Here is a 13008-nt window from a genome sequence, read left to right as displayed (position 1 = left end):
CTCGGATCCGGTCTGATCCATCATCAAATTCAGTCACCAGTAGTTGATTCTATTGATGCAATGATCGCAGAAATTGCGCGCATTGTGCGGTATGTGAAAACGCTTTTAAAACTTATGCACAGTAATGAGCAGGGGCGTATTACTCCTTCTGTCACTCTTCTGAATCAAAGCACCGGCAAATCATTCGTCGATGGTTATCCCTGAAACGCTCCGCGTGAGGCCATCTAGCGAGATCCTTATGACAGGCCTGTTACACGTGACGAACACCGACAGGAGCAAGCGGTTTTAGCTGATATAAATACGCCACCACATCCAAATATCACCCTACTCGCATCACTGGTGCAGATAAAACCGTCCAACTTAATCATAAATGGAACGATGAATCCTACAGCCCGAAAGATGGTCAACGCTATCTATGTGGTATCTGGAGCAAGATGTACGCTACATTTAAAGATAATGGCCTCAATGTGTATGGCTTGTGTGTCGTCGAACCTCAACATGACGGTACACCGCACTGGCACATGATGATTTTCTGCCAACGCTGACCAGCGTCAGCAGGTTATTGGGATCACGCGGCGTTACTCTTTAAAAGAAGATAGTGATGAGTGCGGCGCGGCAAAAAATCGCTTTGAACGTAAACACCATTAATAATGGTGGGGCGGAGGGCTATATCGCAAAATACATCGCGAAGAATATCGACGGTTACTCGCTGGATGGTGAACTGGATAAAAGACACCGGCAAGCCGTTAAAATACACTGCAACTGCAGTTAATGCCTGGGCGTCCACATGGCGCATCCCTCAATTTAAACCGATTGGTGTATCGACAATGGGCGCTTATCGTGAACTACGTAAATTACCGAGAGGTGTGAGCATCGCCAGTGAACTTGATGAGCGAGCCGATGGTGGAGACTTTGATATGTACATTGCCGCACAGGGTGGGGCAAATGTACCATGTGACGCGTAAACCGTCCGTGTCGCCCGTAAAGTAGCTGACGAGATAAATGCGTATGACGAGGAGATGCAGAAGGTTATTGGCATCTTTGCCCCGCATCATGGTTATACAATGTGCATGCTACTCGCACTACTTAATAGCGCATTGTTGCTAAAGCCGTTGACCTTAGTTCTTTGACCTTAAAAGAGGCTCTGCCGTGATTCGGAGTCCTGTCAATAACTGTGGGTGGAGTGGTTTTAACAGTGAAACGGAAATTATACCTACAGCGGCCGATAACGGCGTAGCGGTGTTAAATCTTATAAATAGTGGTGATGTGAGTTGAGATGATACTAATGCTGAAGCGGTACTTAAAATAGTAACGATAGAACCAGAATTTAGCGTAAAAACATATAGGTTATTTGTGTTCTCATCTTGTGAGAAAGAGGGAAATATTTCCTTTCAATGATGAAGGTTTAAAGTTTTTTGGATTCCTCTCTAGGTTTTGCTATCCCCAAGATAAATTATTTCCGGTAAGGTTACTAATCAATGTGACTGCTATGCGATACCCCCAAGGCACTTTAACTTTTCAATTGTGTTTTGGAAGATTTTGAAACTCAGTGCCGTGTGTTTTCTATTATATTGTAACAATATTGTTCCACGAGTAGAAAATAATTGCTAGAGTGAAGTAAGTGATGGGTTTCTTGTTAAATTATTTTGTAAAAATGTTAAGCTAATTTGAAGGGTGATATATGAGTAATAGTGAGGTATTTGAAATTTCTACAGATGACATTGATAAAAGCGATGTTCTTAAAATATTAAATACGCCGAGATTTTACTCTTGTCATGAAATGGAGAACTATTTTTATAGTTTGTCTTTAGAATATAAAAATAATGATGATCTAAATTCTTGGCGACTATGCTATTTCTTATATGCAATTTTTAATTTTTCTTTTTCTAGGTCTGGCGAACTTATTGGGTTTGAACCGAAGTTAATATTATATCCTCAGCGTGGTTATAGACCTTCAGATTTTGATGAACAATTTGAAAAGACATTATTATACTTAAAAGACAAAAGTAAGAATTATTATATTAACTCTCGAGTAAACGATGTGTTGTGGTCAAATAATAGAAAGAACAAATTGGCAGCAACAGTCGCGATATCAAACTACTCTTCGATGATAAATGATGCTTGTGATGATTTAACTCAGAAAGGTGATGCATCAGGCATACATGTTTTTGATATTGTTGATTTTCTAGAAAGAGGTGTGGCAATTTCAGTTTTAGTAAATGGTCGAAAAAATGTTCCTGATAAATTCATTACTGATGCAGCATTGAGATTATATCATGTTCTAATGAAATTGAATATTTTTGATTGCGTGCATAGGTTGTCAAAAATATTGTGCAATCATGAGTTGTTAGACAAATTGTTATTGGCTCAGAATGCTGAGAAAATAGCGGATTATCATATTAATGCTGCATACTTTGATGCGGTGAAACAATTAATGTGCTTTGCCAGTCATTTATATGAAAGAGCTGCTGATAAATCGTCAAGTAGACGATGTAAGATTAAAAATGCAGAAATTACGCTTTACCAAGCGAATAAAGCTCAATCAGCGAGTCTTAAATCTCATTGGTTGAGAAGTGCAGTTGGCGAGTTTCGTTCTATCGGTGGTATGGAAGAAAAAGTAAGATTAATTAGAAGCGAATTGGAAGGTGTTAGAGATTTAATCTATGACGATATGCATTTATTTTCAACTCCATTGGATTTGACAAAAGTTATCAATGATAGTGAGAATACATATAAAGAAATGGATTTTTCGATGACGCTAAAGACATTAATCGCAACATTTAATTGTCCTGACATTGACCATCTTATAGCACAAGCAAAAAAAGATTCTGAAATTTCTGTTTTTCTTAGTATGACGGGATCAACTATTTATGATGATAAAGGTAGGGTTATAGCAGAAAACCCTCCATTAAACTCAGCAAAAGGAATATCGAAAGAGGCTGCTTGCCACAATTATCTTAGAAATTGTCATGTTGAACATAAAATTTATGTTAATGGTGTGTTTGAAGTGATTAGACGTGAGGTGATTAGTTCGTATCCTCTTAATGAAAATACGTTTGACCCTATTACTCAGCAGAGTCCATTTGTACCGCCTGGCTATGCTGATATTTTCTCATTGGGATTTTATAGATTATGGCAGGGTGATTATGCTTCTGCATGTTATCTGCTAATTCCTCAACTTGAGAATTCGGTTCGTTGGGTTTTGGAATCAAGAAATAAGGAAACTACAAAAATTGATCCAAAACTAATTGAGGAAGCAACGAGTATTTCTCAGATGCTTTCTAATCTAAGAGGTGATATGGAAGAGATTTTTGGCGCAAATAGAGTTTTGACTATGGATTTGCTATTCAATATGAAGGGCGGTCCATGTTTAAGACATCAACAAGCACACGGCAGGCTTAGCATTAATCATTGTAATTCTCCTTCGCCTGTTTTTGCTTGTTGTTTTATTTTACATTTAACTTGTCTGCCATTTTTTGAGGCTTGGGATGATATTATTTCTCCTTACCTTAAAAAAGATAAATGATTTAAGGACGATGAATTATATTAACTTGTTAACTTTAGGTGGTGTATAAAAATAAGCCGCAGATAATGCGGCTGTAAACAAAGGTTATGATATCATTCTCGCTAACTAAAATAGCGAAAGGGAGTAAAAAGTAATGCCCCAGTCATTGAATGATAGTTATTTTCTTTTATACGATTTAATGGCGTCATTTAACCAACTTGGCTGTGATAGGTTAGAGATAAACCAATTTATGAATTTATCAGAATAACGATGGCGGCCATCAATTTCATAATGCATCTCTGATTTTCTATCTTTTTGAATGCCGTGTTTTTTTATTACGGCATTAAATGAGTATGTGGTTATAAGAGTATCTTGTTTAGAGTTTAACAGTGAAATTGCTCCGGTTCTGTAATGCGGGTGAGTTGTATCAGGATCTTTTGTTTCCCTAATAATTATAGCCTTTTGTCCGTTATCACCTGTACTTAGCACCAAATCACTATCTTTCTTGCTACGACTCAATGTCAGACGATAATCCATTGGGATACTGAACTCTAAAGAATTAGTTTCTGCAGCAGTTTTATTGAACTTTTCTAAAAACTCACTTACAGCTTCAGCTGTCATATCGCCATAATTTTCTTTAATTAATGCAACTTCACTTTGTGCTCCGTCTACAACTAAACTGAGCATACCGACACTTTGACCTGAAAGTGGTGAGCATCCCATCTCGGATGTATATTGATGTTGATAATTGAGAACATTGGCTTGGAACAATCGAGACAATTGGGGTTGTAACTCTGGGATTAGAAGGTGAATGGCACTGTCCCGAAGTTCAATTAACGCTTCAATATTTTTTCTAACAGGGTCATTTTGTAGTAAAACTTTATTTACTGCATCAGTAATAGAAATGGAACGTTTATTTTTTTGAAAAACAGCACCAGAGCCTGACGATTTTATCAGTATTGCTTTAAGCATCAGTTCCCAAGCATTTACTGAGAAAATACAGAAAGCCTCAACTCGGTTTTCTAAGCTAGGACGATTGTATACTTCTAATGCAAGAGTAAACGCATCGAGGCTGCGTTTCATTAAGCTACGACTTAGGCGCATGTCCGGTGTTAGGGCTTTTGCTTTTAATGACTGAGACATCAACTGGCAGAAATCGTCGTTAGATAATTTTAGTACCCCCTCGGCGCGCCAATTTTTTTCATCTACTTGATGCAGATGCACGCCATTTAACTTCTCATTAATATATTTACGTACACTATTTTCGTTGTAACCAGTTTTAGCCACCAAATCTGCAATGGTGAAATTTTTATTGTCACTTTCATATTCGCGCAATGCGCAGATCATTTGTATCTGCCTCGCTGACCTACTCATCCTGAAATCCATTTAATGTGGGAAATGGTAGAGATCTTCCACATAAAATTTTTAATTTCCTTGACTTAGATCTTATGGGAGCAATACATGCATAGTATGTATTCTTCCGCATTAGTTCATTTCTCCTGTTTTCTATCTGCAGTGCTAGTCAGTATGCAGTTTGTGATTCCTTATGAACCTGCATTAAAAGTGGCCCATGAAGCTGGCAGGCTTGGCGGGGATAGCATTGCGCGCTGGCGTGGTATTTTATTTTATTTAGTTTGCGTCTGAGCGCACCGTGAGGCCGTTTTGTGGTGTGCCATTTCGCTTGGGTTTGGTTGTCAGTGAGTGTGCAATGAGGCGCTCATGAAGGCGTAAAAAGCCGCTACATGAGCGGATGAAATCGAGGGTTATTCGGCGAGTGTCAGCTCGTATGGCTTAAAGCGGATCACCTCCGTTCCAATCCACTCATTCACCTCCTTGATTCTTTCCTGCAATGGCGTCAGCTCGTTACGCACAAACACCTGTGCGGCCTTTACCATATATCCAAACCCGCATGTATTGCTAGGAATGACACCCATCATTCGCGGTAGTACGCGATGCGCGCTCATTAAATCCTCGGGGCGGCTTTCTTGATGCTAAAGAAATTATCTTTAGTCGCCACCTCACTGAGCTGCTCGATTTTTATCCTATCCGGTTTTCTGCGCGAGCAGCAGTGGCTCGCGGGAGAAATTAAATGTACGCCAATCTTGCGGGATTTAAGGATATTGCGGATGTGGTACTGTAACCCTTCCTAGTGCTAGACGAGTTGAACCTCGAAGGATTCGGCAAAGTAAAACCCCTACCAGTAAGGCAATGACGCCTGTAATCGTGGATCAAGCCTCAGTGAGGTAGAGGAAGAAACCGCACAACTCATGACGTGGAAAAATACCGTCGGTTACTCAACCGCATTGATATTTCAATGGCTCCAGAGATTGCTGGCTGCAAACGCCGCTCTCGGTCCGACAGACCAAGAAATGCCCACGTGATGTGGGCTAGTCATACGGGCATTCCTGATACTCATCGTTTTCATCATTAACAAACAGACACACCAGAAGTAACCGAACAATAACCAGCCGATCAGTACCGCCACGTCCCACAAAACATATTCCATCGCATCGCCTCCGTGAATGGTAAACACGATAGTGGTAATACCCACTGATAGATAATGGATATAAACGTTCAATTATCCCTTATTGATCGCTCGCGCCGATCAATTCGTGTGATGATATCGCCCTGGTATTTGTACGTCTTTTAATCAGGCGTTATGATGCGGTTCCCTAAATTAAATGGACTTAAATAATGGATACTGTTGAAGAACTCGGCGGCACTTATTTTTATCATGGGCAAGCGAACCTGACGCCTGGCGAATTGTTTGACATGATCTTCTTAGAACAATTTTGCGATGAGTTGGGAATCGGCATTGAGTCAGGGGCTGCTATTCTTGCGGGTCAACCATGGATAAAAACCAGGACAAAACCCGGTACAGCAATCAAAGGTACAAGCGTTGTTTCAAAGTATGGGCGGATGCTTTTGAGGGATGCGCGAACGCCTTTTGGGATCAGGGTTCCTACACCTGTTGGATTCAGGATGCAGAAAACGAATAAGCTTGCAGCCATTATTGCTCGTTATGTTCCCTGGCTTGGATGGATTGGCCTGATCAATGCGATTTATCAGGTGTCACGCAAAACTCAGAACAAATACAATCTGATTGCCCGAACAAAAGACCGCATACAATGGACTTATTTCTGATGACGATACAAGACGAAGTATTAGCGATGTTCAGGGAGGAGATTCCGGGGTATTTAGATAAACACCGGAAAGAAATCCCTCTGGAATTTGACTCAGATTTGTTTGATTCACCTGGTGACGACTTCGAAGACGCTATAAATAAATATCAGGAGATCTTCAAAGTTGATCTGTCTGCTGTCGATTGGGCTTGTTATTTTCCCTGGGAAAATACTCCGCTATTTACCCGATGGTTTAAAGCAAAAAGAGTCGAAGTGGAGAAAACCAGAAAGCCTTTAACGGTTGAAATGTTTGCTGAATCGGCGGCGGCGGGGCGATGGTTATATGATTAAGGGGCTTAATAGCCCCTTTGCTTTATGCTGTTTGACGATCATTCCATGAGTCGGAATAAATAATATTTCCGTCGTTATGTTTCCAGGTTATTTTTTCATAGCGCAGCTCTACGGTTTCAAGATGATTACTGTTGCTATCTTCTGGAGATGCCATAGTGGGGGAGATTGAAACCACACGAACGCCTTCAAGCATCATATTAAAATATTCAACTTCCTGACCCGCGTCGTTGATGCGATACCACTTAATTTCAGCTGATTCCAGATTCTGACCTGTTGCTACAGCTTTGTAGATGTAAGGGCTGGAGCAGTCGAAATCTTTTACGACAAGCATGGGCGAGTGTATTCTTGTGCCGGTTACTTTCCCGGTTGCATTGTCGGTCGGGATCATCAAATTATGATGAAAACCTTTTACTTCAATACTGTACTCACGCCCTTTGACGTCAACGCCACCTTTTATGAGTGCGCCACCATCATCTTTTAGCCATAAATATGCGGGTATTGCCATAGCACTATTCCTTGTTTGTTAACTGAAATTATCATAATAAAATAACCGTCTCGTACTTCAGCATCTATAGATAATTCGTTTTTTATTTAAGGAAATATATTTACATTCACTCAGGGAATGAATTACCCCTTTTATTCATAATAAAGATAAATACACCTGTTATGTCCTGTACTATCCATCAGCCAGGTCTGGGGCGCGTAGATCTCTACCCGAAAACATCGGTCGCGGTGTCAGGATTTAAACGCGTCAAAGATGAGCTGGAAGTGATGTACTCACTCAGTAACAGCGGCTTCACGACATCCTTAGTGCTTGAAGTCAAATTCTTTTATACCCACAAAAAAGAAGGCCTGCGGAAGGGAGATTCCACAGGCCAATGAGGTGGTTCCTGGTACAGCTAGCATTTATGGGTTATGTTTTTCAGCCCGGCGATAATAACCGTATACAGCGAAGCGGTATGTGATCGGTTTCTAAGAAATGTCCTGGCGTAAAAAATAACTTAAATTAACTATTTAGCTTGTTGATCGCGTGAGGTTTAGCCTGCCAGATTGCGCATCAGCAATGCATAATCCAACGAGACATCTTCTGGCACAGGCATCCATACGGTGTGACCATCACCTGGAGCCACTTCAATCGGCTGCGATTTGGTATTTTCCAGCACTTCAAGCGTGAAGGTGACGTTACCTTGCGGCGTCATTAACTCCAGGCTATCGCCCAGCAGGAATTTGTTCTTCACTTTTACTTCTGCCAGGCCGTTACGGCGTTCGCCGGTAAATTCACCGACAAATTGCTGGCTTTCAGAAACCGAGTGGCTGTACTCGTAGTTCTGATAAGAATCATGATTATGGCGACGCAAGAAACCTTCGGTATAGCCGCGATGCGCTAGCCCTTCAAGTGTGGACAGAAGAGTCGGGTCGAATGGCTTGCCTGCGGCTGCATCGTCAATCGCACGGCGATAAACCTGAGCAGTACGTGCACAGTAGTAATAGGATTTGGTGCGGCCTTCGATTTTTAACGAGTGCACGCCCATTTTGGTCAGGCGCTCGACGTGTTCAATGGCACGTAAGTCTTTGGAGTTCATGATGTAGGTGCCGTGTTCGTCTTCGAACGCCGTCATGTATTCGCCAGGACGTTTGCCTTCTTCCAGTAGAAACACTTTGTCGGTTGGTGCGCCGGCGCCCAAAGTTGGCTCTATGTTCTGAACCGGAATCGGCTCATGAAGATGCACGATATTGCCGACAACATCCTCTTTGCCTTCTTCAACTTTGTATTCCCAACGGCAGGCGTTGGTGCAGGTGCCCTGATTTGGGTCGCGTTTGTTGATGTAACCCGACAGCAGGCAGCGGCCAGAGTAAGCCATGCACAACGCACCATGAACAAAAATTTCCAGTTCCATCTCTGGTACTTGTTCACGTATTTCTGCGATCTCTTCCAGGGACAGCTCGCGTGAAAGAATGACGCGGGTCAGACCCATCTGTTTCCAGAACTTCACGGTTGCCCAGTTCACGGCGTTGGCCTGCACAGACAGGTGAACGTCCATTTCCGGGAATGCTTCACGCACCATCATGATAAGACCAGGGTCGGACATGATCAGCGCATCCGGCCCCATATCGATAACCGGTTTCAGGTCTCGGATAAAGGTTTTCAGCTTGGCGTTATGCGGAGCAATGTTCACAACCACGTAGAATTTTTTGCCGAGCTCATGGGCTTCGTTGATGCCGAGCTGAAGGTTTTCGTGGTTGAATTCGTTATTGCGCACACGAAGGCTGTAACGCGGCTGGCCAGCGTACACAGCATCCGCGCCATAGGCGAAAGCGTAACGCATATTTTTCAGCGTTCCGGCTGGCGACAGGAGTTCTGGTTTAAACATGATTTTCTCGTTCTGATGTCAGGTCAGAACCGCCTCACCCGGTGAGACGGTTTTTAGATATGCGGCTTAGCCACATTTTTAGGGCGGGAATTGTAGCGCTTATTGACTCCAGAAACTACCCTCACGCAATACGACAGGCGTCCGCTTCCCAGCGATAACCCACGCCATACACGGCGCGGATAAACGACTGTTCTTCATCTAACGCTTCGAGTTTACGGCGCAGGTTTTTAATGTGGCTGTCTATAGTGCGGTCAGTCACTACGCGATAATCATCGTAAAGCTGGTTTAGCAGCTGTTCGCGGGAAAAGACTTTGCCCGGTTCGTGGGAGAGGGTTTTTAGCAGTCGGAACTCAGCCGGCGTTAAGTCCAGCAGTTTGTCGCGCCAGCTTGCCTGGAAACGACCTTCGTCGATAATTAACGGGCTGATTTCGTCAGCTGCAACCGGGTCGCGCTGGCGTTTGCAGCGGCGCAAAATGGTTTTGACGCGTGCAACCACTTCGCGTGGGCTATAGGGCTTGCAGATGTAATCATCAGCACCAATTTCCAGCCCCAGCAGGCGGTCGATCTCCTCGATTTTAGCGGTCACCATCACAATCGGAACTTCAGAGAAACGGCGAATTTCGCGACATAGCGTCAGGCCATCGGTGCCCGGTAGCATTAAATCGAGTAGGATTAAATCCGGTGGTGTCTGGCGCACGAAAGGCAGCACTTTGTCTCCGTGAGTAATCAACTCTGGCGCATACCCCGCAGCACGTAAGTAATCAATTAACAGTTGGCCGAGCTTCGGCTCATCTTCAACAATTAAAATACGTGGTGTGTTTTCGTCAATCGGCAATTCGGTCATACAGGTCTCAACGATTCAGGCTCCAGCGGTAACTCTACTGTAATGCTTACCCCGCCGAAAGGCGAATGCGTGGCATAAAGCTTGCCGTTATGGGCGGCAACGATGTTGTGGCAGATGGACAGGCCAAGGCCTGAGCCACCGCTGGCCCGGTTACGTGAACCTTCAGCACGGTAAAAACGCTCAAACAACATGGTTAACTGCTCGTCGCTTACGCCCGGCGTACTGTCGGCAAAGTGCATAACGAAACGTTGATTCACCACCTCACCTGAGATAACCAGCTGGCCGCCCGCATCTGTGTAGCGCAGGCTGTTTTCCAGCAAGTTATTGAATAATTGCATTAAACGGTCGCTGTCACCGAAAATGGTGGCGCTATCTGGCAGCGCCAGGCTAATGCTTAAACCACGCGAATTAAAGCGTTCTCGGAAGGCACCCGCGACAATTTCCAACAGATTAATGATATCCAAAGATTGCTTCTGGTAGGCCAGTGCGCCTTCGTCGGACATCGACAGCTGGTGCAGGTCATCAACCAGTTTGGTCAGCGTGGCCACTTCCATCTGTAGTGATGCGACGGATTCCGGGGTGAATTTACGCACGCCATCCTGAATTGCCTCCAGCTCACCGCGTAAAATCGCCAGCGGGGTGCGCAATTCATGGGAAATATCCGCCATATAAGCGCGGCGCATATTGTGGTTTTTCTCAAGCGTGCTGGCGAGTTGGTTAAAGTCCTGCGCCAGTTTGCCAAGTTCATCCTGGCTGGTGGAGTCCACGCGGGTAGTGAAATCCCCTGCGGCCAGTTTGTGAGTACCGTCGACCAGCCGTTTAACCGGTGCCAGCAAGCCACGCGCTAACAGGAAGGTCGCGGCGGCGGCGAGCAATGTTGCCAGACCGACAATAATCCAGCTGGTGCGCCTTTGTTGGCGGTCAAAATTAATATCGGTGTTGCGCGTCAGGCGTTCGACCGGCGAGGCGACAACCCAGCCTGCATCACGCCCATTAACGTTAATCGCCCGGCGCATACCGTCTGTCGGAACCGGGCCGCGTGGGCCGACCAGTACTTTGTAATCCTGGTCGACAACCCAGAATTGGGTGCGCCAACCGTGTGGCGGCAGGTTGTTATTTTCTACATCGCCATGCTCGAATGAACGCAGCAGCTTGAACATGAAGCGATCGTTATTGCGCAGAAACTGCCAGTTTCCGTGCTGCTCGTACTGTTCGCCCAGCGCGTCGCTGAGCATCTCCAGGCGCTGTTCATTACCGCGTTTAATGTAATCAATAAACCCATGTTCGAAACTGAGTCTTACACCCCAATGCATGATTGCCAGCACCAGTAAGCAAGTCGAGAAAATCGCGAGGAACAGTTTGCCAGTAATACCAGGCCGCCAGAGCTTCATGAGCTCCTCCTTTTGCGTCGCGCAATCACGACATTTTTGGTGGTGTCTTTCGGGACGCGAGCAAAAATCAGCGCGGGCAGGGCAATAACCACCGCCATACTGAAATACGTGTACATAAAGACGCTGTGGACTACGGCACTATCCGCCGTGAGTTGGTGATGCCCGTACATACCCAGCAACAATCCGGCGATGGTGACGCCGATACTCATCGAAAGCTGCATCACCATGGAGAGCATGCTGTTGCCGCCGCTTGCGAGATCGTCTGGTAAGTCTTTTAGCGTGAGCGTGTTCATTGACGAGAAGCGGGTGGAGTTCACCATGCCGAGCAGGAATAACACCACTGGCAACAAGTAGTACCAACCCAGTAGCGCTGTTGCCATAAACAGCAGGATGACCAGCGATAAACCGAGCGTGGTGGCGACCAAAACATTGCGGTAGCCAAAGCGGTTAACCACCTGCACCACGATGCGTTTCATCCCCATGCTGCCCAATACCATTGGGATCATCATTAGGCCCGCATGGAATGGTGAAAATCCGAGGCCGATTTGCAGAAATACCGGCGTCATAAATGGGATCATGCCGCTGCCGATACGGCCGCAAAAACTGCCCAATAGTCCGAGAGAGAAGGTTTTTGTCTTAAATAAATTGAGGTTGAACAGGGCGTTTTCATTGGCTTTGGCATGCCATAAGTAGAGCGTCATGGCCGCCGCACCTCCACCTACCAATAGCCATACGGTGGAAGGGGTGACGCCTAAACCTTTTGCGCCATCGAGCGCAATGGTCAGCGCCGCCATGCCAAACGCCAGAAGTACAAATCCCATCATGTCGAATTTGCGCGTTTGCATGGTGTAATTCGGCATTAGCGAAAGAGTGGCTATGGCTCCGATAATGCCCACCGGCAGGTTAATCAAAAAAATCCAGTGCCAGGAGGCATACTCCACCAGCACGCCGCCGAGAGCCGGGCCAAGCAATGGGCCGATTTGTCCCGGCAAAGTGACGAAGGTCATCGCCGCCATATATTGTTCGCGCGGGACGATTTTCATCACCGTTAAGCGGCCAACGGGCACCATCATCGCCCCGCCAATACCTTGCACGACACGCGCCATCACCAGTTCGTCGAGTGTTGAAGCTCGGGCGCATAAAAGTGAGCCGATAGTAAAAAGCACGATGGCGGTGAAGAAGATATTACGCACGCCGACGCGGTCCGCCAGCCAGCCGCTTGCGGGCAGCATCACCGCCACCGTTAGCACATACGACACGATAACCGAGTGCATATGCAGTGGGCTTTCCCCCAGGCTCGCTGCCATAGAGGGTAGGGCGGTGTTGACGATAGTGGTGTCGAGCGATTGCATAAAGAAGCCGAAGGCGACAATCCACAGTTGCCAGCGGACTTGCGCTGGAAGTTCAGTCATATATTCAATCC

The 13008-nt window shown here is 45.3% G+C and carries 10 protein-coding genes and 2 pseudogenes; 5 read left to right on the top strand and 7 right to left on the bottom strand.

Annotated elements, in window-relative coordinates:
- Nucleotides 1–305: 305 nt before the first annotated feature.
- Together IX31_RS22895 and IX31_RS12350 are read left to right on the top strand one after the other, a co-directional pair.
- Nucleotides 306–1275 (top strand): annotated as a pseudogene (locus tag IX31_RS22895) (replication endonuclease); the annotation flags it as partial.
- A gap of 406 nt (nt 1276–1681) precedes the next feature.
- A complete protein-coding gene (locus IX31_RS12350; protein WP_034458526.1) occupies nt 1682–3526 on the top strand; it encodes a DUF7380 domain-containing protein in 1845 nt (614 codons plus the stop codon).
- 156 nt (nt 3527–3682) lie between these two features.
- Here the strand turns inward: IX31_RS12350 and IX31_RS12345 are convergent, their stop codons facing one another.
- The gene (locus IX31_RS12345) at nt 3683–4852 is read right to left on the bottom strand and encodes a DUF3644 domain-containing protein (RefSeq protein ID WP_198528565.1); all 1170 of its coding nucleotides are present in this window, start codon (nt 4850–4852) and stop codon (nt 3683–3685) included.
- A 416-nt stretch (nt 4853–5268) separates the two neighbouring features.
- Nucleotides 5269–5558: pseudogene (locus IX31_RS22360) on the bottom strand (phage portal protein); the annotation flags it as partial.
- A gap of 641 nt (nt 5559–6199) precedes the next feature.
- Between IX31_RS22360 and IX31_RS12340 the strand changes: the two are divergent.
- Entirely contained in the window at nt 6200–6649 is a 450-nt protein-coding gene (locus IX31_RS12340; protein ID WP_034458522.1) for an STM2901 family protein, read from the top strand.
- A complete protein-coding gene (locus IX31_RS12335) occupies nt 6634–6978 on the top strand; it encodes a DUF1493 family protein (protein WP_034458520.1) in 345 nt (114 codons plus the stop codon). Before IX31_RS12340 ends, IX31_RS12335 begins: the two co-directional genes overlap by 16 nt.
- Before the next feature lie 22 nt (nt 6979–7000).
- Here IX31_RS12335 and IX31_RS12330 read toward each other — a convergent pair whose 3' ends face one another.
- Nucleotides 7001–7483, bottom strand: coding sequence for an Hcp family type VI secretion system effector (locus tag IX31_RS12330; RefSeq protein WP_034458518.1), 483 nt, complete (start codon nt 7481–7483; stop codon nt 7001–7003).
- Nucleotides 7484–7644: 161 nt separating this feature from the next.
- Between IX31_RS12330 and IX31_RS12325 the strand changes: the two genes are divergently transcribed.
- Nucleotides 7645–7860 (top strand): hypothetical protein, encoded by a 216-nt coding sequence (locus IX31_RS12325; RefSeq protein WP_034458516.1) that lies wholly within the window; start codon nt 7645–7647, stop codon nt 7858–7860.
- A 155-nt stretch (nt 7861–8015) separates the two neighbouring features.
- Here the strand turns inward: IX31_RS12325 and trhP are convergent, their stop codons facing one another.
- The 4 genes from trhP to mdtD all read right to left on the bottom strand — a co-directional run bounded on the left by trhP (nt 8016) and on the right by mdtD (nt 12997).
- Nucleotides 8016–9350: a prephenate-dependent tRNA uridine(34) hydroxylase TrhP gene (trhP, locus tag IX31_RS12320; RefSeq protein ID WP_034458514.1), complete on the bottom strand. Its 1335-nt coding sequence runs from the start codon at nt 9348–9350 to the stop codon at nt 8016–8018.
- 121 nt (nt 9351–9471) lie between these two features.
- A complete protein-coding gene (gene baeR, locus IX31_RS12315; protein ID WP_034458512.1) occupies nt 9472–10194 on the bottom strand; it encodes an envelope stress response regulator BaeR in 723 nt (240 codons plus the stop codon).
- Nucleotides 10191–11585, bottom strand: a complete 1395-nt coding sequence (baeS, locus tag IX31_RS12310) for an envelope stress sensor histidine kinase BaeS (RefSeq protein ID WP_034458510.1) — start codon at nt 11583–11585, stop codon at nt 10191–10193. The genes baeR and baeS overlap by 4 nt, the downstream gene beginning before the upstream one ends.
- Nucleotides 11582–12997, bottom strand: a complete 1416-nt coding sequence (gene mdtD / locus IX31_RS12305; protein WP_034458508.1) for an MFS transporter — start codon at nt 12995–12997, stop codon at nt 11582–11584. Before mdtD ends, baeS begins: the two co-directional genes overlap by 4 nt.
- Between the last annotated feature and the right edge of the window lie 11 nt (nt 12998–13008).

The sequence above is a fragment of the Buttiauxella noackiae genome, assembly GCF_000737905.1.
In the GTDB taxonomy this organism is placed as follows: Bacteria; Pseudomonadota; Gammaproteobacteria; order Enterobacterales; family Enterobacteriaceae; genus Buttiauxella; species Buttiauxella noackiae.
Note: the sequence above shows the minus strand (reverse complement) of the source record. Positions and strands in the feature narration are given on the sequence as shown.